At 70.6% G+C, this 23,973-nt stretch carries 21 protein-coding genes; 8 read left to right on the top strand and 13 right to left on the bottom strand.

Annotated features, from left to right (window positions below):
* Window positions 1–44: 44 nt before the first annotated feature.
* On the top strand, window positions 45–1,805 hold the full coding sequence (locus Q0D75_RS07565; protein WP_291051253.1) for a histidine kinase: 1,761 nt from the start codon (window positions 45–47) through the stop codon (window positions 1,803–1,805).
* Complete coding sequence (locus Q0D75_RS07560) at window positions 1,793–2,452, top strand: response regulator transcription factor (RefSeq protein WP_291051250.1); 660 nt, start codon at window positions 1,793–1,795, stop codon at window positions 2,450–2,452. Before Q0D75_RS07565 ends, Q0D75_RS07560 begins: the two co-directional genes overlap by 13 nt.
* Before the next feature lie 113 nt (window positions 2,453–2,565).
* Here Q0D75_RS07560 and Q0D75_RS07555 read toward each other — a convergent pair whose 3' ends face one another.
* The 3 genes from Q0D75_RS07555 to Q0D75_RS07545 are packed head-to-tail and all read right to left on the bottom strand — an operon-like array spanning window position 2,566 to window position 6,717.
* Window positions 2,566–3,813: a serine hydrolase domain-containing protein gene (locus Q0D75_RS07555; RefSeq protein WP_291051248.1), complete on the bottom strand. Its 1,248-nt coding sequence runs from the start codon at window positions 3,811–3,813 to the stop codon at window positions 2,566–2,568.
* 46 nt (window positions 3,814–3,859) lie between these two features.
* The gene (gene dacB / locus Q0D75_RS07550; RefSeq protein ID WP_291051245.1) at window positions 3,860–5,509 is read right to left on the bottom strand and encodes a D-alanyl-D-alanine carboxypeptidase/D-alanyl-D-alanine-endopeptidase; all 1,650 of its coding nucleotides are present in this window, start codon (window positions 5,507–5,509) and stop codon (window positions 3,860–3,862) included.
* Window positions 5,506–6,717 (bottom strand): serine hydrolase domain-containing protein, encoded by a 1,212-nt coding sequence (locus tag Q0D75_RS07545; protein ID WP_291051242.1) that lies wholly within the window; start codon window positions 6,715–6,717, stop codon window positions 5,506–5,508. Before Q0D75_RS07545 ends, dacB begins: the two co-directional genes overlap by 4 nt.
* 242 nt (window positions 6,718–6,959) lie before the next feature.
* Between Q0D75_RS07545 and Q0D75_RS07540 the strand changes: the two genes are divergently transcribed.
* Window positions 6,960–8,342 carry an HNH endonuclease signature motif containing protein gene (locus Q0D75_RS07540; RefSeq protein ID WP_291051240.1) on the top strand — a complete coding sequence of 461 codons (1,383 nt, stop codon included), beginning with the start codon at window positions 6,960–6,962 and terminating at the stop codon, window positions 8,340–8,342.
* Window positions 8,343–8,392: 50 nt separating this feature from the next.
* Here Q0D75_RS07540 and Q0D75_RS07535 read toward each other — a convergent pair whose 3' ends face one another.
* From Q0D75_RS07535 to Q0D75_RS07495, 9 genes are all read right to left on the bottom strand, one after another.
* Window positions 8,393–9,379 carry an NADP-dependent oxidoreductase gene (locus Q0D75_RS07535; RefSeq protein ID WP_291051237.1) on the bottom strand — a complete coding sequence of 329 codons (987 nt, stop codon included), beginning with the start codon at window positions 9,377–9,379 and terminating at the stop codon, window positions 8,393–8,395.
* A gap of 24 nt (window positions 9,380–9,403) precedes the next feature.
* Window positions 9,404–11,167 carry an ABC transporter ATP-binding protein gene (locus Q0D75_RS07530; protein ID WP_291051235.1) on the bottom strand — a complete coding sequence of 588 codons (1,764 nt, stop codon included), beginning with the start codon at window positions 11,165–11,167 and terminating at the stop codon, window positions 9,404–9,406.
* Complete coding sequence (locus tag Q0D75_RS07525) at window positions 11,164–12,096, bottom strand: ABC transporter permease (protein WP_291051232.1); 933 nt, start codon at window positions 12,094–12,096, stop codon at window positions 11,164–11,166. The genes Q0D75_RS07530 and Q0D75_RS07525 overlap by 4 nt, the downstream gene beginning before the upstream one ends.
* 4 nt (window positions 12,097–12,100) lie before the next feature.
* Window positions 12,101–13,051, bottom strand: coding sequence for an ABC transporter permease (locus tag Q0D75_RS07520; protein WP_291051230.1), 951 nt, complete (start codon window positions 13,049–13,051; stop codon window positions 12,101–12,103).
* A gap of 19 nt (window positions 13,052–13,070) precedes the next feature.
* Window positions 13,071–14,672 (bottom strand): ABC transporter substrate-binding protein, encoded by a 1,602-nt coding sequence (locus Q0D75_RS07515; protein WP_291051227.1) that lies wholly within the window; start codon window positions 14,670–14,672, stop codon window positions 13,071–13,073.
* A 179-nt stretch (window positions 14,673–14,851) separates the two neighbouring features.
* Window positions 14,852–16,066 carry an FAD-dependent oxidoreductase gene (locus Q0D75_RS07510; protein WP_291051224.1) on the bottom strand — a complete coding sequence of 405 codons (1,215 nt, stop codon included), beginning with the start codon at window positions 16,064–16,066 and terminating at the stop codon, window positions 14,852–14,854.
* A gap of 178 nt (window positions 16,067–16,244) precedes the next feature.
* A complete protein-coding gene (locus Q0D75_RS07505) occupies window positions 16,245–17,417 on the bottom strand; it encodes an acetyl-CoA C-acyltransferase (protein ID WP_291051221.1) in 1,173 nt (390 codons plus the stop codon).
* Window positions 17,414–18,109: a CoA transferase subunit B gene (locus Q0D75_RS07500; protein ID WP_291051218.1), complete on the bottom strand. Its 696-nt coding sequence runs from the start codon at window positions 18,107–18,109 to the stop codon at window positions 17,414–17,416. Before Q0D75_RS07500 ends, Q0D75_RS07505 begins: the two co-directional genes overlap by 4 nt.
* Window positions 18,110–18,146: 37 nt before the next feature.
* Window positions 18,147–18,857, bottom strand: a complete 711-nt coding sequence (locus Q0D75_RS07495; RefSeq protein ID WP_291051215.1) for a CoA transferase subunit A — start codon at window positions 18,855–18,857, stop codon at window positions 18,147–18,149.
* Window positions 18,858–19,029: 172 nt separating this feature from the next.
* On the opposite strand from Q0D75_RS07495, the gene Q0D75_RS07490 reads away from it, so the two are divergent.
* Window positions 19,030–19,824, top strand: coding sequence for an IclR family transcriptional regulator (locus tag Q0D75_RS07490; RefSeq protein ID WP_291051212.1), 795 nt, complete (start codon window positions 19,030–19,032; stop codon window positions 19,822–19,824).
* 149 nt (window positions 19,825–19,973) lie between these two features.
* Entirely contained in the window at window positions 19,974–20,840 is an 867-nt protein-coding gene (locus tag Q0D75_RS07485) for an RNA methyltransferase (protein WP_291051210.1), read from the top strand.
* A 4-nt stretch (window positions 20,841–20,844) separates the two neighbouring features.
* Here Q0D75_RS07485 and Q0D75_RS07480 read toward each other — a convergent pair whose 3' ends face one another.
* Window positions 20,845–21,780, bottom strand: a complete 936-nt coding sequence (locus Q0D75_RS07480; protein WP_291051208.1) for a Ppx/GppA phosphatase family protein — start codon at window positions 21,778–21,780, stop codon at window positions 20,845–20,847.
* Window positions 21,781–21,845: 65 nt separating this feature from the next.
* On the opposite strand from Q0D75_RS07480, the gene Q0D75_RS07475 reads away from it, so the two are divergent.
* Genes Q0D75_RS07475 through Q0D75_RS07465 form a run of 3 tightly spaced genes read left to right on the top strand, consistent with a single transcriptional unit; the run spans window position 21,846 to window position 23,922 of the window.
* A complete protein-coding gene (locus Q0D75_RS07475; protein WP_291051205.1) occupies window positions 21,846–22,292 on the top strand; it encodes a MaoC family dehydratase N-terminal domain-containing protein in 447 nt (148 codons plus the stop codon).
* On the top strand, window positions 22,289–22,747 hold the full coding sequence (locus Q0D75_RS07470) for a MaoC family dehydratase (protein ID WP_291051203.1): 459 nt from the start codon (window positions 22,289–22,291) through the stop codon (window positions 22,745–22,747). Before Q0D75_RS07475 ends, Q0D75_RS07470 begins: the two co-directional genes overlap by 4 nt.
* Window positions 22,744–23,922 carry a UDP-N-acetylmuramate dehydrogenase gene (locus tag Q0D75_RS07465; RefSeq protein WP_291051201.1) on the top strand — a complete coding sequence of 393 codons (1,179 nt, stop codon included), beginning with the start codon at window positions 22,744–22,746 and terminating at the stop codon, window positions 23,920–23,922. Before Q0D75_RS07470 ends, Q0D75_RS07465 begins: the two co-directional genes overlap by 4 nt.
* Window positions 23,923–23,973 lie beyond the last annotated feature (51 nt).

Raw genomic sequence — 23,973 nt, 5'->3', positions numbered from 1 at the left:
GGCGGCGCGCGCCCCTAGGCTCGGGCTGAGGTGATCCGCACGCCGTGACCGACACTCCTGCTCCGACGGGGCTCCCGCCCGCGACGGTTCCGGCGCGCCCGCGGGCCGTGCGAACGGATGCGCTCCGCCCGGCCCTGCTGTTCCTCTCGGTGTTCGCGCTCGGGCTCGGCGGCCTGCAACTGGCGGTGGGCGCCGTCGCACCGGTGCCGTTCTGGGTTCCGGCCGCGTTCACCGCGGTGTTCTTCATCTGGACGGCGGCGGGCGTCATCGCCTGGTGGCAGCGGCCGCTGAGCGGCACCGGCGGGCTGCTGCTCGTCGGCGCGGTCTCGATGTTCCTGGGCGGGGCCGGAAACCTCGGCCTGCCGGTGCTCATCGAGCTGAGCGCCGTGTTCGCCACGATGGTGCTCTCGGTCACCGTGCACCTGCTGCACGCCTTCCCGTCAGGGCGCCTCCGGGGAACCCTCTCCGTGGTCACGGTCGCCGTGGGGTACGGCGTCACCCTCGTGCTGCAGGCTCCCCTCTACCTGCTGCCCCCGGATCAGCCCCTCCTGCTCGACCTCGCCCTGTGGGTGCAGAGCGTGGTCGGGCTCGGCGTGATGGTGGCGACCGCGGTCTTCCTGATCGGCCGCCTGCGCTCCGCCGATCCGAAGAACCTGCGGGTGCTGCTGCCGCTCTACCTCTACGGCATCCTCGCCGTGCTGGCGATCCCGATGTCGGCGAACGTGCTGCGGATCTTCGACGTCGACACCGCCGTGGTGGGCCTCATCCAGCTCGCCGTGCTGGCGGGCATCCCGATCGCCTTCCTGCTGAGCGTGCTGCTCGGCGGGTTCTCACAGACGGCCGAAGCGGATGCCCTGAGCGCCTGGCTCGGGATCGCGGGCTCCACCCGAGCGGCGGTCGGGGAGGCGCTCGCCCGCTCGCTCGGCGACGATTCGCTGCGGGTGGCCTACTGGGCCGATGACCGGCAGGCCTTCGTCGACGAGCACGGGGCCGACGTGCCGGAGGGCGAGCACGTGCCGCCGAGGATCTGGCACGAGGTGCGCGTGGAGTCCCGGCTGGTGGGGGCCATCAGTTACGACGGGCGCATGATCACCGATCCCGAGATCGTGCGCCGCGCGGGCCGGGTGTTCGCCATCGCCCTCGACCGCGAACGGCTCACGGCCGCCCTGGTGGCCAGCAACGAGGCTCTGGTGCTCTCGCGCCTGCGCATCGTCGAGACCGCCGACCGCGAACGCAGCCGTATCGCCCGGGATCTGCACGACGGCCTGCAGGTGCAGCTGGTGCTGCTCGCGCTCGAGGCCCAGCAGATCGCCAACTCCGACGACGCGTCCCCGGCCACGGCCGACGCCGTCACGGCGCTGCGGCACCGCATCGACGATGCCGCCGCCGACCTGCGGCGGCTGGTTCATGCGGTCCTGCCCTCGGCTCTGGTCGAGCGCGGGCTGACGGCGGCGGCCGAAGACCTCGTCGATCGGCTCGACATCCCGGCCACCCTGATCAGCGACGTCGACGATCGGGCGCTCGCTCCGGCCACGGCGCAGTCCGCCTACCTGATCGTGGCCGAAGCGCTCACCAACGCGGTCAAGCACTCCGGCGCCCGCACCGTTCGGGTCGAACTGACCCGCACGGGAGGGCTGCTCCAGGTGCGTGTCGCCGACGACGGACGCGGCGGGGCGCGGGTCGAAGACGGCACCGGGCTGAAGGGCCTGGTCGACCGGGTCGACGCCCTCGGTGGATCCTTCGAGCTGCAGTCGCCCGAGGGCGTGGGAACGGAATTGAGAGTGGAGCTGCCATGCGGGTCGTGATCGGCGAAGACGAAGTGCTGCTGCGCGAGGGCCTCGTGCACCTGCTCGAGAACGACGGCATCGACGTGGAGGCGGCAGTCGGAACAGCGGTCGAACTCGAGCTCGAGGTGGCGCGCCTGTCACCCGACCTGGTGATCACCGACATCCGGATGCCGCCCACGCACACCGACGAGGGCCTGCTCGCGGCCCTGCGCATCCGCCGCGCTCATCCCGGCGTCGCGGTGATGGTGCTCTCGCAGCACGTGCAGCGGCGATACGCGACCGAGCTGCTCGAGCAGCGCGAGGGCGGAGTGGGCTACCTGCTCAAGCAGCGCATCGCCGACGTGCGCACCTTCACGGCCGACCTGCGGCGGGTGCAGGCCGGTGGCACCGCCCTCGATCCGGATGTCGTGGCCGTGCTGGTCGCGCGCGCGAGCAAGACCAGCGGCCCGGTCGGCGATCTCACGCCCCGCCAGCTCGAGGTGCTCGGCCTGATGGCCGAGGGGCGCAGCAACGCCCACATCGCAGCCCGCCTCGGCACCTCCGAGAAGGCGGTGGTGCAGCACACCTCGCGCATCTACGACACCTTCGGCCTGCCGGTGGCGGCCGACGACCACCGCCGGGTGCTCGCCGTCATCCGCTACCTGGCCGCCGCCGGAACCGCGTAGGGCGGCCCCGCCGACCGCCGGAACCGCGTAGGGCGGCCCCGGCGACCGCCGGAACTGCGCAGGGCGGCCCCGGCGACCGCCGGAACCGCCCTGATCGCCCCCGCGACCCTGTCCTACTTCGTGTACATCTCGTCGATGAGCGTGCGCGCGATCCACGCCGCGGGCCCCCGCCCATCCGCCGCCGGAGCGAGGTTCGCCCACACCACGAGCGTCACATCCGCCACCGGGTCGTAGCCCATGAAGGAGTTGAAGCCCGGGAGTTCTCCCGAGTGGCCGTAGAACTGGCCGAACTGCCCGATGTTCCAGCCGTAGGCCGCGGCGGTCGGATCCTTCGGGTCGGTGGACTGGAAGCTGTCCATGCGCGCGGCCTGCATCTCGGGGTCGAGCAGGGCGTCGTCGCCGCCCACGAGGGCCTCGACGTAGTCGGCCAGGTCGCCGGCGGTGGAGATGGCGGAGCCGGCCGCCCAGGCCCACGAGGGATTGTCGAGGGTGCCGTCGTTCGGCAGGAAGGTTCCGGCGTCGGCCGCCGCCAGCAGGTCCGGCGGGAGCTTCGACGAGGCGAGGGTGTTCACGTTGGTCCACCAGAAGTAGCCGTCGGAGTAGGGCGACGGCAGGCTGCTGTCCTCCAGCGCGGGGAACGAGGTCTCGTCGAGCCCGAGCGGGGTGAAGATGCGGTCGGCGAAGATCTGCTGCAGCGGTTTGCCGTCGAGCTGCTCGGCGATCAGGCCGAGCAGCACCGTGTTGGTGTTGGAGTAGTGGTAATTCGTACCCGGCTCGAAGTCGGGCGGCAGGGCCAGGCCCATCGCCACGAGCTCCTCGGGCTGCCACACGCGCTGCGGCTCGTTGTCCAAGGCCTCGTTGAGTTCGAGGGTCTCGGTGTAGTTCGTGAGCCCGCTGCGCATCATCAGCATCTGCTCGATGGTGATGTTCTCGCCGTTGGGAACATCCGGCCGGTACTTCGACACCGGGTCGTCGAGGGCGATCTTGCCCTCCTGCACGAGCTGCAGGATGACGGTTCCGGTCATGGTCTTCGTGTTCGAACCGATCCGGATGTGGTCGTCGGCCGAGACGGGCGTGCTGCCGCCCGGGCTGGTGACGCCGTAGGTCGCGGTGAAGTCGCCCTCGGGGGTGCGCAGCAGCATCACGGCCCCCGGCTGGCCGAGCTCTTTCGCGGTCTCCTCGAACAGGGTCGTGAGGCCCGCCTGGTCGAGCGGCTTGAGGGTGGGGGCCGCGCCCTCGTCGGCTGCGGGGGATGTACTCGCCGCCGGCGTGGAACCGGTCTGTGCGGTGCAGGCGCCCAAGGTCAGGGCGGTGACCAGGGCGGCCACGGCCACCGTCGTTCTCGTCGTGCGTGTGCGCATCCGTCGTCTCCTCGTCGTGCTGGTCGTCGGCCCGGTGGCCGGTGGCTCAGTAGGCCTGCTGGATGGCCGCGGCGACCGCGCCCACGTCGTCGTTCGCGTCGAAGACGCCCGCCATGCCCTGTTCGCCGGGGTAGAAGCCCTGGTTCACGATGATGGTGAACGCGAGGTGGCGGCCGCTCTCGGAGTCCATGACCCCGCCGAGCGTCTTGGTGGCCAGGCGCAGGCGACCGTTGAAGCTGTCACCGCCCGCGAGGGTCCCGGTCTTGGCGAACACCTTGCCGGCTGCGGGGCCGCCGGCCTCCACGTCGGCGAGCGATCCGTCGACGCCCAGGATGGGAAGGGTGTCCTGCCACTCGGCGGCATCCGGCCGGGCGGCCATGATGCTCTGGATCTGCACGGCGTTCGCGGGGGTGATGTAGTTGCCCTCCAGTCCCGAACCGTCGACCAGCGACGCCCCGGCGGTATCGAGCCCGGCATCCTCCCAGATCGCCTGGGCGTACCCCATCCCGTTGCCCAGGGCCGGCCCGCAGTTCGGCTCGCCGGCCTCGGCCGAGAGGCGGCACATCAGGGTCTGCGCCCCGCGGTTGTAGCTGATCTTCATCACGTAGGTCACCTCTTCGGCGAGCGGGAGCGACTCCAGCTCGGCCACGGCGGGCAAGGCCGTGACGGCCGCCGAGTCGGGCAGTGCGCCGTCGCGGTTCGTGGCCAGCGAGTCGGCCGACACGGTCACCCCGGCCCGGCCGAGCGCCTCGATGAAGGCGGTGCGGGCGAAGGAGGCGGTGTCCTCGAGAACGTAGACCTTGAGCGACGGATCCGCGTCGGCCGCGATGGTGCCGGTGATCACGAGCGTGTTCGGGTCGGTGTCGGAGGGCTCCGGCGCGGTGATGGCGGCCTTCTCGCCGGCCGCGACGGTCTGCACCTGGTTGTCGAGCTTCCAGGCGCCGACCGCGGGGGTGAGCGCCGCGGTGGCGGGCTGTCCGGCCGCGCCCGGGGTGATCAGCACGTCGAGCAGGTTCTGGTTGATGATCGTGGGGGTGATGGGCTCGTTCGCCAGCTCGCCTGTGAACAGGCGGTCGTCGATCACCACGTCGCCGCTCACGGCGGAGATGCCCGACGCCTTCACCTGGGCGGCCAGCTCGTCGAGCCCGGCGAGCGGATCCTCTGGGGTGAGGGTGGCGCCCGGCAGCGGGTTGGCGTCGTTGTGGTCGAGGTTCGCGAAGTCGACGGTGCCGTCGCTCTTCGTGCGCCCGCCCATCGTGAGGTCGCCCTGACCCACCAGGATGAGGTCGCCCGTGAGGGTGCCGGCGGCGACCGTGCCCGACTGCTTCACCGGGGTGGTGATGGTGTGATCCGGGCCCCATTTCACCCAGGCCGCGCCGGCGCTGTAGGTCTTCACGAACGAGCCCGGCTCGGCCATCTTGCCGCCGTCGAGGTCGATCAGCGTCTCGCCGCTGTCGAGGTCTTTCACCGAGACGGCCCACCGGCCGCTGGTGTACTGGGGCTTGTTCATCACCTCGAGGGCGGCATCCGGAAGCCCAGGAACCGAGGTGACACCACTGCCGGGAGTGCTGGTGCTCGCCGTGTTCGACGTGCCCCCGACGCACCCGGCGGTGAGGGCGGCGACGGCCGCGACGGCGAGGATGCTCGCCCCGCGGGCGAGCACGGTCGTGCGGTCGGTGCGCTTCGTTCGGGTCATTTCGCTGCTCCGTTCGCGAGAACCGCGGCGAGAGCGCGGAAGGCCTTGTCGGCCGGGTGGGACTTGTCGGCCGTGTCGGATTCGTTCATGTACACGACGATGCTCGCTCCGGTCTCGGGGTCGTGGAAGGTGGCGGCGGTGAAGCCGATGCCCTCGCCGTTGTGGCCCAGCCATCCGTCGGTCTCACCCATGCCGACGGCGTAGTCGTCGTAGGGCGGCTTCGGGATCGGATGCCCGATCGTCCGCAGCTCCTGCGTCGCGGGCTTCAGCAGCGCGCCGCTGCCGAGGGTGTCGGCCCACACCCGGCCGTCGTCGAGGGTCGAGAACAGCGATCCGGCGGCGGCAAGGATCGACGGGTTCTCGGTCTGAGGCATCGGGACGCCGTCGTCGATGACGTAGCCGGTGGGGTGCGGCCCGGTCCAGTCGGCGATGTCGGTGAGGTAGCTGGTGCCACTCTGCCCGAGCGGCTGCAGGATGCGCTCGTCGAGCGCTTCGGCGTACGACTGGCCGGTGACCTTCTCGATCACGCCGCCGAGCAGGTTCGTGTTCGCGTTGGTGTAGATGTATTCGGTGCCCGGGGCGAACTCGGCCGGCTGATCCACCACGTAGCTGTTCAGCTCGTCGAGGGTGAAGATCCGGTCGGGCTCGGCCTGCCAGTCGGCGATGAAGGCCGGCGTGAGGTAGTCGGCGTTGCCGCTGGACATGTTCGCCAGCTCGAGCAGCGTGATCTGGTCACCGTTCGTGATGCCGTCGATGTACTGGTCGATCGTGTCGTCGAGGCTGAGAGCGCCCTCGTCGGCGAGCTGCAGGATCATCGTGACGGTGTACGACTTCGTGATGCTCCGGATGGGCCACGTCATGTCGGTGGTGACGGCGACGCCGCCCTCGACGTCGGCGAGACCGGCGGCGGTCGTCCACGATCCTTCGCCGGGAACCCAGACGCCGGCGGCCGCGCCGGGCACGTCGTAGTCGGCCATCACCTGGTCGAGGGCGCTCTGCAGCTGGGCCTGGAGCTCGGTGGGGAGCTCGCCCTCGGGGGCGGCGGGGCGGGTGACGGCAGGGGCTGCGGAAGTAGCGGTGGCCGGGCCTTCGGCGTCTGTGGCGGGTATGTTGGGGTTGACGCATCCGCTGATCAGCAGTGCGGCTGCGGCGACCGAGGCCACGCCCAGCATCCGGATGCCCCGTAGGGGAGCATGGTGAGTCGACATCGTTCCCTCGTTCCGCTGCGACGGTGCCGGCGGGCCGGCTCGGGCACGGTGGATCGCGCCCCAAGCTCCAGGGTGGCGGCCGGCCCGCCGTGCGGCAATAGACCTGAGTCCACCCCGTCGCGCGCTGTCGATGGGGCTGCCGCGCGCTTCGCGCTTGCCTTCGATGGGTGTGGCTGGGTGTGCGCGGCAGCCCTGTCCGCTTTCGGGGCCCAATGTCGGTGGTCGCTGATTGAATTAATCTCATGATAGAGGTCATTGAATCGGATGCCGGCACCCGGCGGCGATTCGTGGCGCGTGAAGCGTTCGACGATGACCTCTATCTGCTGGAAGACATTCGGCGTCGGAAGTCGGCGTTGGAGGGGGACGAGAGTGTGGTGGTGGCGCGGTTGTCGCGGCGTGCCAGGGGGATGATGTTGGGGCTCGACGCGGAGGAGTCGGCGGTGTGCGGGTTCGCGCGCACGGAGGAAGAAAAGCGACTTCTGGTCGCCGAGGTCGGTACGACGCTGCGGGTGCCGGAGTGCACGGTGGGCAGCATGGTGACGGATGCGGAGACCCTCGTCACCTCGTTGCCGTTGACGTTGGCTGCTTTGCAGGCTGGGGAGATCACGGGTCGGCATGCGCATGTGATGGTCGCGCAGTGCTCGACCATTCCGGTGGAGGCGCACGGGGAGTTCGAGGCGGCGCTGTTGCCGGTGGCGGGACGGTTGACGGTGGCGCAGTTCACCCAGCGCGCCCGCATCTACCGGGAACGGGTCCACCCGGAGACGCCCCGTAAGCGACACGTGGAAGCGTTGGAGCGTCGGGGTGTGTGGGTGGATCCCGCGGCGGACGGGATGGCGCAGCTGAGCGTGCTGCTGCCGGCCGCGGAGGCGATCGCGATCGATGACAAGCTCGACCAGATCGCCCGTGTCCAACGCGGCGAGGGTGAGTCCCGCACGCATGCGCAGCTTCGCTGTGACGCGGCCATCGCGATGTTTCTCGACCCGGAGGGTGACATCGGCCAGGTGGGGGCGCGTGTCCGCCCGCAGGTCATCGTGACGGTGCCCGTTCTGTCTCTCCTCGGCCACACCGAGGAACCGGCTGAGCTGCACGGGTATGGTCCGATCGACTCGGTTACGGCCCGCCGACTGACCGCGAACGCGCCCAGCGTGTGCCGCTGGCTGACCGACCCGATCACCGGGCAGAAGCTGCCGGTCGGGCGGGAGAGCTACCGGGTTCCGGCCGATCTGCGGCTCGCACTCACGATCGAAGACGAGACCTGCCGGTTCCCCGGCTGCCGACGCCGTGCGCAACGGTGTGAACTCGACCACGTCCACGCCTGGGCCCACGGCGGTGAAACCTCCCACGCCAACCTCGCGAGCCTGTGCTCGAAGCATCACCACTTGAAGCACGAATCCGACTGGACCGTCGAAGCACTCCCCGGGCGGGAATTGCGGTGGACGTCCCCGATCGGCCGGGTTCACATCACCGAGCCCGCCAGCCCGGCACACCCACCCTGGCCCGAACGACCACCAAGCCCACGCCTCGAACCATCACCGAGCCCGGGCTCTGAACCACCACCGAAACGACCCACCTTCAAACCCGTCGGCGACAACTACGTGCTGCCCGACGAACCACCCTTCTGACCGTCTCATCCCCCTCCGGCACGCCGCGTTAGCGGCGCACCTGGTTCGGATCAGTCGCGGGCGTCGGCGACGTCCCGGGCCTTCAGGTAGCGGTAGGTCGAGACCGGATGCGTCACCAGAACGACTTTGCCGCGCGAGTGCAGCTTGTCGAGGTCGGCGTAGGCCAGACCCACGTCGCCGAAGGGGTACAGGCCCGAGATCAGGAGACTGAAGGCGCGCTTGTCGGCCAGGTCGACGAGGGTCTCGAGCTGACGGGTTCCGTGCGCGATCGTCTCCGGATCGTCGCGGAGCAGCTTGAGCTCGAGCTCGCGGCGATCGGTGCTCGAGCGGTACCGCTCGCTCGGCACGCCCAGCTCCCGGGCGAGTTCGTGACCGTCCTGCCCGAAGTTGTCGATGAACGCGGTCACCCCCTGCGGCGCCGCCGCGCGGATGCGGTCCGCGATCCCCGGCCCGTACTTCACCGGCACGATGCCGAGTTGACGCAGGTAGTCGAAGTTGCGGTCGCCACAGGTGCCGATCACCGTGGCCCCGCGGTGCTTGGCCAACTGCACCTCGATGCTGCCGACGGCTCCGGCGGCGGCCGAGACCACGATGGTGTCGCCCGCACCGACGTGCAACTCGTCGAGCGTGTCCAGCGCCGTCACACCGGCGAGGTACAGCCCGCCGGCGGTCTCCCACGTGACACCCTTGGGCTTCCGCACGAGCGCGGTCGCGGGAACCGTGAGGTACGTCGAGTGGGCACCGGACCGCACGTGCCCGACCACCTCGGAGCCACGCGGAAAGCGCGCATCCGTCGTGTCGACCACGATGCCGGCGAAGTCGCTGCCCGACCGGCGCGGAAACGGCTCATCCGCCCAGTCGTCCTCGCGGCCACTGCGGATGAAGCCGTCGATGTGGCTGATGCCGCTGACGATCACCTCGACGGTGACCTCGCCCGGCAGCGGCGGTCGCAGGGGGCGCGTGCGACGGTGCAGCACCTCCGAGTCGCCGACCTCGTTGTACTCGATGACGCTGGTTTCACTTGGCTTCTTCACCATGACCACCTCGATCCTGCCCTCAGGCTACGGAGCCTGGCCGCCCCCGTCCAGTGCTATCGGGAGGATCGCCCCCAGCAGTGCCCGGGTGACCGGGCTTCGGTCGGGGGAGAAGAGGTCGGTGGCGTGGAAGACGTCGACCAGACGACCCGCCTCCAGCACGCCGATCCGGTCGCAGACGAACTCGATCACGGCCAGGTTGTGGCCGATGAACAGGTACGTGAGGTCGAGCCGTTCGCGCAGATCGAGCAGCAGGTTCAGGATGGTCGCCTGCGTCGACACATCCAGTGCCGAGGTCGGTTCGTCGAGGATGAGCAGCTCCGGTTCGAGCGCGAGCGCCCGCGCGATGCCGATGCGCTGACGCTGACCGCCCGAGAGCTCGTGCGGGTAGCGATCGAAATACGCGGCCGGCAGACCGACCAGATCCAGCACCTCGGATGCCCGTGCCCGGCCCTCGCGCACCGAGCGTGCCTTGCCGAAACGCACCACGGGGCGCACGATCTGCTCGCCGACCGTGACCCGGGGGTTCAGCGAGCTCGTCGCATCCTGGAACACGTACTGGAACCGGGGGCGCACTGCCCGCAGCGCCCGGCCCGTGAGGGTCGAGAGCGGCGCCCCGCCGAAGTCGACCGTGCCCGAGCTCACCGGCAGCAGGCCGCCGGCCAGCCGCGCGAAGGTCGACTTGCCCGATCCGCTCTCCCCGATCAGCCCGAACACCTCGCCCCGGCGGATCTCGAGCGAGACCTCGTCGACCGCCAGGAACGAGCGCTTCGACTGCCCCGTGCCGATACCGCCCACCACGAACTCCTTGCGCACGCGCTCGGCGGTGAGGATGGGGGCGGCGGCCGGACGGTGCCCTTCTGCGGAGACGGGCTGCGTTCCTGGCGCCGCGGCCAGACCTGGCCGAACCCCCAGCCGCCGTGGCTGCCCGGCGCGCTCGAGCGCGAAGCGCGTACCGATCTCCGGCACGGCGTCGATCAGCGTGCGCGTGTACGCATCGTGCGGCGCCGACAACACCGACGACCGCGGTCCCTGCTCGACGAGCCGCCCCTGCTTCATCACGGCCACCCGGTCGGCCACGTACGACACCACCCCGAAGTCGTGCGTGATGATCAGCAGCGAGCTGCCGGTCTCGGCGATCACGCTCCGCAACAGGTCGAGGATCTGCTTCTGGATGACCGCGTCCAGCGCCGTCGTCGGCTCGTCGGCGATCAGCAGCGCGGGCTGCGAGAGGCTGGCGATCGCGATCATCACGCGCTGCCGCATGCCCCCGCTCAGTTCGTGCGGATACGCGGCCAGAACCCGGGGCGCATCCGCGATGCCCACATGCCCGAGCCACTCGGCGGCGATCTGCTCCTGCTGCGCACGCCGGGTGCCGGGGCGGTGGATGCCGATGATCTCCCGCAGCTGGTTGCCGACCTTGAACGACGGATCCAGCGACGCCAGCGGGTTCTGGAAGACCATTCCCACGCGAGCGCCGCGGTAACTCCGCAGCGCGTTCGAGCCCAGGCCCACCAGCTCGTCGCCGCCCAGCCGGATCGACCCGCCCGCGATGCGCGCGTCATCCGGGAGCAGGCCGAGGATCGAGGCGGCGGTGATGCTCTTGCCCGATCCGGATTCGCCGACCAGCGCGAACGACTCGCCGGGTGCGATCGAGAAGCCGATGCCGTCGACGACCCGCGTCGCGCTCTCGCCGCTGCCGAACTCGACGACGAGATCGGTGACCTCCAGGGCCGGCACCGGGAGCGCCCGCGATTCTTCGCGCCGGGGCGCGATGTCCAGATCCGTCACGACCGCGACCTCCTCTTGTGCGGGTCGAACACGTCGTTCAGCCCGTCTCCCAGCCAGTTGAAGGCGAGTGCCACCACGAGCACCACGAGTCCGGGCAGCAAGGCCACGGTCACGTTGCCGGAGATGATGACCTTCGCGCCCTCCGAGATCATCCGTCCCCAGTCGGCCGCGGGCGGCTGCACGCCGATGCCGAGCGCACTGATGCTCGACGAGAACACGATCATCGCGCCCACCAGTCCCGTGGCGTAGACCACGATCTGCCCGGCCACGTTCGGCAGCACCTCGCGGAACAGGATCGACCAGAAGCCCGCACCGAGCGAGACCGCGGCCTCGACGTACTCCCGCCCCCGGTGCCGTTTCACCTCGACGAACACGATCCGGGTCACGTAGGGCGTCGCCACGAAGACGATGGCGAGCACCACCACCAGCAGCCCCGGCCCGAGGATGATCGCGAAGGCGAGCGCGGCGATGATCACCGGAAAGGCGAACATCACGTCGATCGAGCGCATGATCAGGCCGGCCACGCGGTCGTTCGCGAACCCGGCGGTCAGCGCCAGAGCGCTCCCGACCAGGGTGGAGGCCACCACGGCGATCAGCGAGACGAGCATCGAGGTGCGGCCGCCCCAGATCAGCCGGCTCAGGATGTCGCGTCCCTGCTCGTCGGTGCCGAGCAGGAACCCGGGGGAGCCGACGGGCAGGTACTTCTGGGAGGCGTCGCCGGCGACCGGATCGTAGGGCGCGATCAGCGGCGCGAACACGGCCAGCAGCACGAACACGGCGATGATCGCGAGCGCGATCACGACCTGGGCGTTGACGCGGGCGCGGGAGCGTGGGCCGCGTCGGCGGCGCGAGCCGCTCGGTCCCGGGTCGCGCCCCGGCCCGGTGAGCGCCGCGACCGCCTCGCCGGCCGGTCTCTGCAGAACGGACATCCGGTCACCTCTTCAATCGGGGGTTCAGGGCGTCGACCGCGATGTCGGTCACCAGGTTCACCACGAGGTAGACGAGCGCGATCAGCACCACGCCGCCCTGGATCAGGGGGTAGTCCTTGCCGTTCACGGCGTTCAGCAGCTGGGTGCCGATCCCGGGCCAGTTGAACACGCTCTCCACGAACAGCACGCCCGTGAGCAGGGTGCCGATCTCGAGGCCGATGATGTTCACCACGGGCGGCAGGATGTTCCGCCCCACGTGCTTGCCGAGCAGGCTCAGGCGTCCCGCCCCCTGTGACTGGAAGGTCTTGTAGTAGTCGGAGTGCGACTCCTGCACGATGCCGATGCGGGTGAACCGCGCGAGCACGAGCATCGAGATCAGCGCCGCCGAGATGCCGGGCAGGATGAGGTGGGCCAGCAGGTCGCCGAACCCACCCCCGTTCCGCGACTGCATCCCGCTCACCGGCAGCCACTTCAGCTGCAGAGCGAAGACCCAGATCAGGATGAGGCCGAACCAGTACACCGAGAGGTTCGACCCCACTTGCACGAAGAGCATCGAGAAGCGGTCGGCCGCCCGCCGATGGTTGGCACCGGCGATGGTGCCGATGGTGATGCCCACCACCGCGCAGATCAGCACGCCGGCCACGGTGAGCACGATCGTGTTGAGGAAGTTGGGCCAGAGCACGTCGAATACCGGCGCATCCTGCACGATCGAATTCCCGCCACCGGCCACGAACAGGTCGGCGACCCACTTCAGGTACTGCTGCCAGAGGGGCAGATTGAGGCCATAGGAGTCCCTGATGGCCTCGATCTGCTCCGGCGAGAACGTTCGAGCGAACTGCCCCTGGATGGGGTCGCCCGGCGTCAGCCTCCCGATCAGGAAGGTGAGAACCGAGACGATCAGGAGCACGGGCAGGATGTTCGCCAGTCTCCAACCGATGTGCTTGAGCGTTCCCATGGTGTTCTCTCTGTCGCCGTCAGTTCGCCAGCCACACCTTCGACAGGTCGTACCAGTTCGTGGCCGGCCAGTCGAAGCCGCGCACGTTGGAGCCGAGCGCGTAGTAGCGGGTGAGGTTGACGGTCGGGATGACGACCGCGTCGTTCCGCAGGGTCTCCTCCGCGGTCTTCCACAGGCCGATGCGGGCATCCGGATCGGCCGTGGTCGCCGCCGCCTGGATGGCGCTGGTGATGTCGGGGAAGTCGGCCGGGTTCAGGCCCTTGCCGGCCAGGCCGGTGAAGCCCTGCGACAGCCACTCGGCGTAGGTTCCGCCGTACTCGTCCAGGCTCAGGCCGTCGCCCTCCTCGGGGCCGTAGGCGCGGGCGATGTAGCTGGTGCGGTCCAGGCTCACGATCTCGACGTCGACGCCGATCTGCTTGTACTCCGACTGCAGCCACTCGGCCGTGTTCTGGTTGGCCACGTCGACGACGATGGTGAACTTCAGCTCGCCCTCGCCGTAGCCGGCCTGCTTCAGCAGGTCGATCGCCTTGGCCGGGTCGTACTCGAAGTCGCGAACATCCGGGTCGTACGCCTCGTTGCCCGGGGGCTGGAAGCTGTACTGCGGTTCGGCGTAGCCGTTGTAGAGCTCGTCGGCCAGCTTCTGGCGGTCGAGGCCGTAGATCAGCGCCTGGCGCACCTTCTCGTCGGCGAAGGCCGGGTTCTTGAAGTTGTACGAGATGTACAGCAGCGACGAGCCGGTGCCCTCGGGAACCTGGAAGCCCTGGTCTTCGAGGGTCTGCACGTCTTCGGGCTGCACGTAGCTGATCAGGTCGGCTTCGCCGGAGAGCAGCGAGGCCAGGCGGGTCTGGTTGTTCGGGATGATCCGGAACGTCAGTGAGTCGAGGTACGGCTCGTCGCCCCAGTACCCGTCGAACTTCTTGAGCTCGATCCGGTCGCCGATGGTGCGCGAGACGAACTCGTACGGGCCGGTGCCGTCGGGGTGATCGGCGAAACCGTCGTTGCCGTACTGCTCCCACACCGCCGGGTTGCCGATGGCGAGGGTGCTCATCGACTGCGCCAGGATACGCGGGAACCCGAGGAAGGGTGCGGAGAACTGGAACTGGTAGGTGTGGTCGTCGACCACGGTGCCGCTCGTGAGCGTGCCGAACCAGGTGGCCAGCTTCTTGGCGCTGTTCTCGTCGTAGAACTCGTACGTGGGGTCGCTGATGCGGCGCACGTTCTTGTCGAGCGCCTCGGCGTCGAACGGGCTGCCGTCGTGGAAGGTGACGCCCTCGCGCAGGTCGAAGGTCCAGGTGGTGCCGTCGTCGCTGACCGACCAGTCGGTGGCGAGGGCGGGCTGGATCTCGGTGGGATCGGTGGAGCCGCTGGTGTCCTCCCGGGTCAGCCCCTCGAAGATGTTGCGGGTGACCCGGTAGGTCTCCCAGTAGCCCTGCCGGTGCGGATCCAGCGCGAGGGGCTCCAGGTAGAGCCCCACCACGAGGTCGCCGCCGTACTGCGGGGTCTCGTCGCCGGCCGCAGCGGCATCCGTGCCCCCGGCGCCCGCGGGTGCCGAGCATCCGCTCAGCACCACTGCCGCCGCGAGAATCGCCGCTCCTACCCCCAGCCATCTCTTCGTTCTCATCCCGAGAACCGTCCTTTCCATCGTCGTTCGCGATGAAGCCGTGTGCCTCGCCGGACACGCTAGGACGACGGATGGCGAGCCCGGAAAGCGCCCGGTAACACGAGGGCCCATTGCGTAACCTGGGCGTCGAATCCGCGCCAGTGTTACCTCGTCTGACGCCCGCGTCCCTTTCTTCTGACTCAGCGGGCGATGGCGTCGAGGCGGCGGCGGGGCCGGAGCGAGAAGCGGGCGGGAGCGTGCGGGGCGTCGTCGTACTCGGTGAGGTCGGCGAGGATGCGGCCGATCGTGGGCACGAACGCGAAGTCGCGCTCGGAGAGGCCGGCACCCACGACCACGGGGCCGATCCGGTCGATCACGAACTGCCGGTCCGCGGTGCCGAGCGACGTCGTCTGGGTCTCGGTGAACGCGCCGGCGTCGGCCCCGGGCAGCCAGTCGCGCACATAGCGCTGGGCGGCGGCGCGTTGGCGCGGGTCGGCGCGCGAGGGGCCGGCATCCGGATCGACGGCCTTCCCGGCGGCAGCCCAGGTGAGGGCGACCGATCCGGTGTGCTCGACCGCCTCGAGGGCGCCCTGCCAGGAACGGTACCGTCGGCTCGCCGGATCGGGGTGGTGGGCGATCACAGGCCAGGCCCCGGATGCCGCGTCGAGGCGTTCATGGGTGGAGCGCTGCCGGCGCACCGCGGCCATGTCGGGCAGCGCGATGATCCGCTCGAGCAGCTTGTTCGTCCAGGCCCCGACGGCCACGACCGCGCGGCGGGCGATGACCTGCTCCGGTTCGCCGATCGTCTCGCCGTGCTCGTCGACCCGCTCGAGGTCGGCGCTCACCTCGTCGTCGCCGAGAACGCGCAGGCGGGTGACGCGGGTTCCCATCTGTGTCGTCGCGCCGTGAGCGGATGCCGACTCCCGCAAGCCCTCGATGGTCGCACCGGCGTCGACCTGGCCGGCCTGGGGGGTGAAGAGCACCCGCCCGTCGAAGCGGATGCCCGGCCAGCGTCGCTCTGCCGCCCCCGGATCGAGAGGGTGCGCGTCGATGCCGAACAACGGCAGCCGCTCCGTCAGCTCGTCGAAGTCGGGCACGAAGCCGTGCAGCACACCGCCGGTTTCGTGCACCAGGCCGCGCCCGGTCTCCACTTCGAGGTCGTGCCAGTGCGGCAGGGCCTCGCGCAGCATCGCCAGGCGCACCGGGTCGTTGTGCACCAGGGCGAACGGATGCCTGCCGCGCGCCGGAGCCGCTGCCGGCGTTCCCGGGCCTGCCGTCGTGGCCGGGGCGGCCGTCGCCGGGGCCGCGTTCTGTTCCACGAGCAGCACCTCGGCGTCCCGCCGGGCGAGGTGCCACGCCGCCGCCGAGCCGATCCCACCTGCGCCCACGATCAGGGTGTCGACATGTGTAGCCATCCTCCGAGGCTAAGAAGACCGCGCCCCCGCAGCATCCGCCCCGACACACTGTTACCGCCGCCCCGACACAGTGTTACGCCCACGACGCCACTCCCTCCCGTCGACACGTCTCAAATGGCCGCTATGACCGCCCGATAGGGGCCATTCGGGACGTGTCGACGAGGGTGGGAGAGGGAGGTTAGAGGGCCTCGAGGATGATGGCGGAGCCCTGGCCTCCGCCGCCGCAGATGCCGGCGGCGCCGAGGGAGCCGGGGCCGGCGGCCGCGAGGCGGCGGGCGAGAGTGCCGACGATGCGTGCGCCGGAGGCGCCGATGGGGTGGCCGAGCGCGATGGCTCCGCCGTGGGCGTTCACGATCGCGGGGGCGATGCCAAGGGCCCGGGTGGAGTGCACCGACACGGCCGCGAAGGCCTCGTTGATCTCCACCGCCGTGAGGTCGCCGGCCGTGTGCGTGGTCTTCGCCAGCGCCGCCTGGATCGCGTTCGCGGGCTGCGCGTGCAGCGACACGTCCGGGCCGGCCACGAAGGCGTGCGCCACGATCCGGGCCAGAGGCGCGAGACCGCGGGCGGATGCGGCGGCCTCGCTCATCAGCACCACGGCGGCCGCGCCATCCGTGATCTGCGAGGAGTTGCCGGCCGTGATGGTGCCGCCCGCGCCGAACGCGGGCCGGAGCCCGGCGAGCGACTCGGCGGTCGTGCCGGCACGCAGGCCGTCGTCGGCCGAGACCACCGTGGGGCCCTTGCGGCCCGGCACCTCGAACGGCACGATCTCGCCCTCCTGGAACGAGGCCGACGCGGCGAGGCGCTGGTGCGAGGCCGCGGCGGCCGCATCCTGCTCCTCGCGCGTGAGGGCCAGGCCCGCGTTGCGCTCCTCGGTGGAGGATCCCATCGAGCGTTTCTCGAAAGCATCCGTCAGCCCGTCGTGGTCCATCGTGTCGATCAGCTCGATGGCGCCGTACCGCTTGCCGGCTCGGGATCCCGGCCAGGCGTGCGGCGCCAGCGACATCGACTCCTGGCCGACGGCCACCACGATCCCGGCCTCGCCGGCCTCGATCAGGCGCACCCCGGCCACGATCGCCTCGGTGCCCGAGAGGCACACGGCGTTCAGCGTGATGGCGGGGGTGGACAGGGGGATGCCGGCGCCGACGGCCGACTGGCGGCCCGGATTCTGCCCGGCTCCGCCCTGCAAGACCTGGCCCGCGTAGACGTGGTCGACCTCGGAGGCCGCCACCCCGGCGCGCTCGAGGGCAGCGGTGATGGCCGCGGCCCCGAGGGTGGTGGCGGGCACCGTGGCGAACTGGCCGTCGAACTTCACGAACGGGGTGCGGGCGTAGCCCACGATGACGGTACTCACGCGGAGACCTCCTCGGGTGCGGCGGAGGCGCCCGCATCCGGATCCAGGATGCCCGTCTCCAGGTCGACGGTGAAGCCGGCGCCGGTCTTCTCCCGCAGCTCGTCGATGCTCACCCCGGGAGCGACCGCGCGCAGCACGAGGGCGGCGTCGACGACGTCGAAGACCGCGAGGTCGCTGATGATGCGGTCGACCACCCCGGCCCCGGTGAGCGGCAGCTCGCACGACGCCACGATCTTGGGGCTGCCGTCCTTCGCCACGTGCTCGGTCACGACGATCACGCGGGGCGTGCCGGCGACGAGATCCATCGCTCCGCCCATGCCCTTCACGAGTTTGCCCGGGATGGTCCAATTGGCGAGATCCCCGTTCCCGGCGACCTGCAGCGCGCCCAGCACGGCCTTCGCCACGTGACCGCCGCGGATCATCCCGAACGAGGTCGCCGAGTCGAAGTAGCTGCCGCCCGGCAGCAGCGTGACCGTCTGCTTGCCGGCGTTGATCAGGTCGGCGTCCTCCTCGCCCTCGTAGGGGAAGGGCCCCATGCCCAGCAGGCCGTTCTCGCTCTGCAGCGTCACTCGCACGCCCGGCGGCAGGTGGTTGGCCACGAGGGTCGGGATGCCGATTCCCAGGTTCACGTATTCGCCGTCTTGCAGTTCGCTGGCGGCGATGGCCGCCATCTCGTCGCGGGTCCAGGGCATGGTGCAGTCTCCTTGATCTCGGGGTGCTGTCAGGCGGTCAGGCCACCGCGGCCGTGCGCGGCCGAGTGGTGCGCTGCTCGATGTCCTTCTCGCGGGGCACGGCCGTGACGAGCCGCTGCACGAAGATGCCGGGAGTCACGATGGCGTTCGGGTCGAGGAATCCGTCGACCACCTCTTCGGCCTCGGCGATGGTGACGCGCCCCGCGGTCGCCACCAGCGGGTTGAAGTTGCGTGCGGTGTGCCGGTAGATCAGGTTGCCCTCGGCGTCGGCGCGCCAGGCGTGCACGAGGGCGACGTCGGCCACGATCCCGCGCTCGAGCAGGTAGGTCTCGCCGTCGAACTCGGCCAGCGGTTTGCCCTCGGCGACCGGTGTGCCGACCCCGGTCTTCGTGTAGAAGCCAGCGATGCCGGATCCGCCGGCCCGGAGGCGTTCGGCCAGCGTGCCCTGCGGGGCGAACTCGACCTCGAGCTCGCCGTCGAGGTACTGCTGCGCGAACAGCTTGTTCTCGCCCACGTAGCTCGCGATCACCTTCGCCACCTGCTTGTTCTCGAGCAGCAGGCCGAGGCCCTTGCCGTCGACGCCCATGTTGTTCGACACGATCGTGAGGCCGGTCGCCCCGGTGTCGCGCAGTGCCTCGATCAGGTCGGTGGGATTGCCGCTCAGGCCGAATCCGCCCACCGCGACGACCGATCCGTCGCGCACCGTCTCGTGCAGGGCTTCGGCGGCGCTGGGCCACAGTTTCGACATGGGCACTCCTTCGTGACGGATGATCATCGGCCGCCCGCGTGTCCACTTAGTGGTCGTAGGGCGGGCCGTGTCCCTCACGCTAGAAGGGCATGCGGATGCTGTCAAAGCAGTCTTTGCCGGTCATCCGTTGTTCTCTTGCAGTGTGGCGCGGGCGCGCCGCTATGCTCACAATATGGACAAGTCGACGCGCGGACGGCCCGATCCCATCCGAGGAGCCCAGCTCGTCTCCCGGGTCGGCCGGGTGCTGAAGGTGGTGTCCGAGCATCCGGACGGGGCTTCGGCGGCCGCCGTGGCCCACGCCACCGGGTTCACCCGCCCCACCACGCACCGGCTGCTCACCTCGCTCGCGGCCGAGGGATTTCTCGACCACGACACCCGGCGCGGCCGGTGGTTCCTCGGCCCCGAGCTGTACCTGCTCGGATCCCTCGCCGCCGACCGCTACGACATCTCGGATGCGGCCCGCGAGAGCGTGCGCCTGCTCGCCCGGGAGACCGGCGAGAGCGCATTCCTCTCGGCGCGGCGGGGGAACGAGACCGTGTGCCTGTTGCGTGAAGACGGCAGCTTTCCCATCCGCTCGTTCGTGCTGCACGAGGGGGTGCGCTTTCCGCTCGGTGTCGCCTCGGCCGGCCTCGCCATCCTCTCGTTCCTGCCCGACGGCGAGATCGACTCGTACCTGGAGGGATCGCCGCTCGTGGCCGAATGGGGCGAGCAGCACGCCTCGGGTGCCGTGCGCGAGCGGATCGCGGCCACGCGCGAGACGGGGTACGCCGTGAACCCGGCCCTCATCCTCGAGGGCAGCTGGGGCATGGGCGCCGCCGTCTTCGACGAGGCCGGCCGCCCCGCCTGGGCGCTCAGCCTCACGGGCATCGAGTCCCGCTTCCGCCCCGACCGGCAACCGGAGCTCGGGCATGTGCTGTTGGAGCAGGCCCACTTGGTTTCGCAACGACTGACGTCGTCGCGAAACTAAGCCCGCCTGGTGCGCCGCCGCCGCTGCGGCGCACGGTGCGGTGCGTGATGACGCTCGCGAGTTGGCCGCCCTCACGCCGCCGAAGCGACGTACACGCCGCCGCTTCGGCGGGGTGGGGGCACTGAGGTGGTGATGCCTAGACTTCGGGGGTGCCTGTGATCACCATCAGCGACCTCGGCGACCCACGGCTGGCGGATTACGCGCACGCCACCGACGTGGCACTGAAGAACGCGCGGCGGAGCGAAGCGGGGCGGGAGCACGGGCTGTACCTGGCCGAGTCGCTGCTGGTGCTCGAGCGGGCGCTGCGGGCGGGCCACGTTCCGCGCTCGGTGCTCGCCCTCGGAGCGAGCGAGCACGAGGCCGTGGCGGCGCTCGCCGCGGCGGGGCATGACGAGGTGCCGGTGTTCGTGGGGCCCGGCGAGCTGCTGGCCGAGCTGACCGGGTACATCCTGCATCGCGGGCTGATCGCCTCGATGCACCGCCCGGCGCTACCGCATCCGGAAGCCCTGCTGGCCGGCACCGGCACCGGTGGCACCGCCGCGACCGCGACCACCGCCCCTCGCCGGATCGTCGTGATCGAGAACGTGGTCGACCCCACAAACGTGGGCGCGATCTTCCGCTCGGCCGGAGCCATCGGCGCCGACGCGGTGCTCGTCACCCCGCGCTGTTCCGACCCCTTCTACCGGCGGGCGATCCGGGTCAGCATGGGAACGGTGCTGCAAGTGCCCTGGACGCGCACCGGTGAGTGGCACGAGCTCGCCCCGCTGCTGCGCGAACACGGATTCCACACTGCGGCGCTCGCTCTGACTCCGGATGCCGTGAGCCTGCGCGACTTCGAAGCGCACCTCCCCGAGAAGATCGCGCTCGTGCTCGGCGCCGAGGGTGAGGGGCTCACACCCGAGGCGATCGCGGCCGCCGACACGGTGGTTCAGATCCCGATGCTGCACGGCATCGACTCGCTGAACGTGGCCGCCGCGAGCGCCGTGGCGATGTGGGCCGTGTCGCGCGAGCGCTGACAGCTCAGCCGAGGCCGTCGAGGTAGCGCAGCAGGATACCCTCGCGCAGCGCCCACGGCGACACCTCGAGCTCCTCCACGTCGTAGAGCTTCATCACCGAGTGCAGCACCACGGCGCCGGCCACGATCTGGAAGGTGCGGTCGGGCGTGATGCCGGGCAGCGCCTGACGGGCCTCGGCCGGGATCTGCCCGAGCCGCGGGATCCAGTCCTTGAGGTCGGCGCGGCGCAGCGTGACCGTCGGCTCGCCGGAGCCGGACGGATTCGGCCGGGTCGAGCCCGCGAGCCGGGCCAGCGAACGGATCGTCTTCGACGAGCCGACCACGTGCTGGAAAGGAGGCAGCGCGGCGAACAGCGGCAGAGCATCCGCCCGCATCACGGCCCGCGAGTGCGCGCGCAACTCGAGCATCTGCTCGGGCGTCGGCGGATCGTCGGGGAAGAACTGGATCGTCGTGCGCCCGGCCCCGAGCGGCAGCGACACGGCGACCTCGGGATACTCGTCCGAGCCCGCCGCGATCTCCAGCGAACCGCCGCCGATGTCGAACAGCAGGATGTTGCCCGACGACCAGCCGTACCAGCGCCGGATCGCCAGGAACGTCAGGCGCCCCTCGTCCTCACCGGTGAGCACGCCGAGCTTGACGCCGGTCTCGGCCTCGATCCGCGCGAGCACCGCCTCGCCGTTCGCCGCTTCGCGCAGCGCCGAGGTGGCCATCGGCAGCAACTCCTCGATGCCCTCACGGCGAGCGACCTCGGTGGCCGCGGCGATCGCCTCGACGATCGCGCGCACGCCCTCTTCGCTGATGCTGCCGTCGGGCTGCAGGTAGCGCATCAGCCGCAACACGGACTTGTGCGAGGCGGCCGGCACGGGCCGGGCCCCCGGATGCGCGTCGACGACGATCAGATGAACCGTGTTGGATCCCACATCGAGTACACCGAGTCGCACCCTCCGACCCTACTGGACGAGCGGATGCCCGCCGCTCACGGGTCACCCCTCCGTAGACTGGAGACGTGCCAGTGAACCCAGAACTCACCGAACGCGTGTTCGCGAAGACGAGTCCGTACCTGGTCGGCCGCGAGAAGGTGCGCGAGTTCGCCCGTGCCGTGTTCGCGACCGATCCGGTGTCCTTCAACGTCGAGGCGGCCCGCTCTGCCGGCCACGCCGATCTGGTGGCCCCGCCCACCTTCGCGGTGGTCGTGCAGCAGCTCACCCTCGACCAGCTGTTCGCCGACGGCGACGCCGGGTTCGTGGTCGAAGACGTGGTGCACGGCGAGCAGCGCTTCATCTCGACCCGCCCGATCGTGGCGGGCGACGAGCTCACCGCGCGGCTGCGTGTCACGAGCATCAAGAGCCTGGGAGGCAACGCCATGCTGACGGCCGAGACCGAGATCCAGGATGCGGCGGGCGAGCCCGTCGTCACCGCCGTGGCCACCCTCGTCGTGCGGGCCGACGCATGAGCGGCGAGGCAGCGGACGAGGCCGGGTTCGGCGAGGGCGCGACCGTGCACCGCTACGAGGTGGGCCAGGTGGTGGCCGAGGGCCGTTACCCGCTCACCCGCGACTCGCTCGTGCGCTACGCGGGCGCATCCGGAGACTTCAACGCCATCCACTACCGCGACGACGTGGCCGCCTCGGTGGGCCTGCCCGGTGTGCTCGCGCACGGGATGCTCACCATGGGCCTGGCGGTTCAGCCGGTGCTGCAGTGGCTGGGCGACCCGTCGCGGCTCACCGAGTACGGCGTGCGCTTCACGCGCCCCGTGGTGGTCGACCCCGAGACCGGTGCCGAGATCACGGTCGTCGCGAAGATCGGCCAGCTCGACGAGGCCGCGGGAACCGCGCGCATCGACCTCACGGTCAGCGCCGCCGAGCAGACCGTGCTGGGCAAGGCCCAGCTGCGCGTACGGCTGCCATGACCGAGGCCGCCGCGGCCGTGCCGCTCTCGCGCTTCACGACCCTGCAGGTCGGTGGCCCCGCGGAACGGCTGGTCGAGGCGACCACCGAGCAGCAGCTGCTCGACCTCGCCCGCGGGGTGTGGGCCGATGAGGACGACTGGTTCGTGCTCGGCGGCGGTTCGAACGTGGTCGTCGGCGACGAGGGCTTCGAGGGAACGGTCATCCGCGTCGCCACCCGGGGCATCGCCCCCGTGATGGCCAAGGTGGGCTTCGTGCGTCTGCGCGTGCAGGCCGGTGAGCCCTGGGACGACTTCGTGCGGCACACCGTCGAGAACGGCTTGAGCGGGGTGGAGGCCCTGTCGGGCATCCCCGGCTCGGTGGGGGCGGCGCCGATCCAGAACATCGGTGCGTACGGGCAGGAGGTCGCATCGGCGATCGTGTCGCTCGACTTCCTCGACGAGGCGAGCGGCGAGGTGCAGCGTCTCACGCGTGACGAGCTCGAACTCGGCTACCGCAGCTCCGTCTTCAAGCGCGGCCGGCGCGGCGTGGTGCTGTCGGTGACCTTCGAGCTGCGGGATGCCGCGGCGGAGGCATCCGGGGCAGGAGCCGCCGCCGAGCCGCTCAGCGAGCCCGTCGCCTACGCCCAGCTGGCCGGGGCGCTCGGCATCGAGGTGGGCCAACGCCTGCCCCTGGCCGAGGTGCGCCGGGCCGTGCTCTGGCTGCGCGCCTCCAAGGGCATGGTGCTGGACGCCGCCGACCCCGACTCCGTCAGTGCCGGCTCGTTCTTCACCAACCCGGTCGTCACCGAGCACTTCGCGCGCACGCTGCCCGCGACGGCGCCGCGCTGGCAGATCGAGCCCGAGGAGGCCGACCAGGTCATCCCGCTCGAAGACGGCATGGAGATCGCGCTCGACGGCGACCGCAGCGCGCAGCCCGCTCCGCCGGAGTACCACGTCAAGCTCAGCGCGGCGTGGCTGATCGAGCACGCCGGCATCCGCAAGGGCTTCGCCCTGCCCGGCTCCACCGCGGCGATCTCGTCGAAGCACACGCTCGCGCTGGTGAACACGGCGGCCGCGACCGGCGCCGGAACGGCCGCCGACATCGCCGAACTCGCCCGCTTCGTGCAGGGCCGCGTGCTCGCCGAGTTCGGCGTGCTGCTGCAGCCCGAGCCGGTCTTCCTCGGCCACGCCCTCTGAGGCGCCTGTTCGGTTCAGAACTGCAGAAATAACGCCGACCGACCCCATATA

The sequence above is a fragment of the Herbiconiux sp. genome (assembly GCF_023264855.1).
GTDB lineage: Bacteria > Actinomycetota > Actinomycetes > Actinomycetales > Microbacteriaceae > Herbiconiux.
Note: the sequence above shows the minus strand (reverse complement) of the source record. Positions and strands in the feature narration are given on the sequence as shown.

Bases quoted from the DNA above. Each gene is read 5' to 3' on its own strand.
- Q0D75_RS07560 (WP_291051250.1), top strand. From the start codon at position 1,793: ATGCGGGTCGTGATCGGCGAAGACGAAGTGCTGCTGCGCGAGGGCCTC.
- Q0D75_RS07555 (WP_291051248.1), bottom strand. From the start codon at position 3,813: ATGCGCACACGCACGACGAGAACGACGGTGGCCGTGGCCGCCCTGGTC.
- dacB (WP_291051245.1), bottom strand. From the start codon at position 5,509: ATGACCCGAACGAAGCGCACCGACCGCACGACCGTGCTCGCCCGCGGG.
- Q0D75_RS07545 (WP_291051242.1), bottom strand. From the start codon at position 6,717: ATGTCGACTCACCATGCTCCCCTACGGGGCATCCGGATGCTGGGCGTG.
- Q0D75_RS07540 (WP_291051240.1), top strand. From the start codon at position 6,960: ATGATAGAGGTCATTGAATCGGATGCCGGCACCCGGCGGCGATTCGTG.
- Q0D75_RS07535 (WP_291051237.1), bottom strand. From the start codon at position 9,379: ATGGTGAAGAAGCCAAGTGAAACCAGCGTCATCGAGTACAACGAGGTC.
- Q0D75_RS07525 (WP_291051232.1), bottom strand. From the start codon at position 12,096: ATGTCCGTTCTGCAGAGACCGGCCGGCGAGGCGGTCGCGGCGCTCACC.
- Q0D75_RS07520 (WP_291051230.1), bottom strand. From the start codon at position 13,051: ATGGGAACGCTCAAGCACATCGGTTGGAGACTGGCGAACATCCTGCCC.
- Q0D75_RS07515 (WP_291051227.1), bottom strand. From the start codon at position 14,672: ATGAGAACGAAGAGATGGCTGGGGGTAGGAGCGGCGATTCTCGCGGCG.
- Q0D75_RS07510 (WP_291051224.1), bottom strand. From the start codon at position 16,066: ATGGCTACACATGTCGACACCCTGATCGTGGGCGCAGGTGGGATCGGC.
- Q0D75_RS07500 (WP_291051218.1), bottom strand. From the start codon at position 18,109: ATGCCCTGGACCCGCGACGAGATGGCGGCCATCGCCGCCAGCGAACTG.
- Q0D75_RS07495 (WP_291051215.1), bottom strand. From the start codon at position 18,857: ATGTCGAAACTGTGGCCCAGCGCCGCCGAAGCCCTGCACGAGACGGTG.
- Q0D75_RS07490 (WP_291051212.1), top strand. From the start codon at position 19,030: ATGGACAAGTCGACGCGCGGACGGCCCGATCCCATCCGAGGAGCCCAG.
- Q0D75_RS07470 (WP_291051203.1), top strand. From the start codon at position 22,289: ATGAGCGGCGAGGCAGCGGACGAGGCCGGGTTCGGCGAGGGCGCGACC.
- Q0D75_RS07465 (WP_291051201.1), top strand. From the start codon at position 22,744: ATGACCGAGGCCGCCGCGGCCGTGCCGCTCTCGCGCTTCACGACCCTG.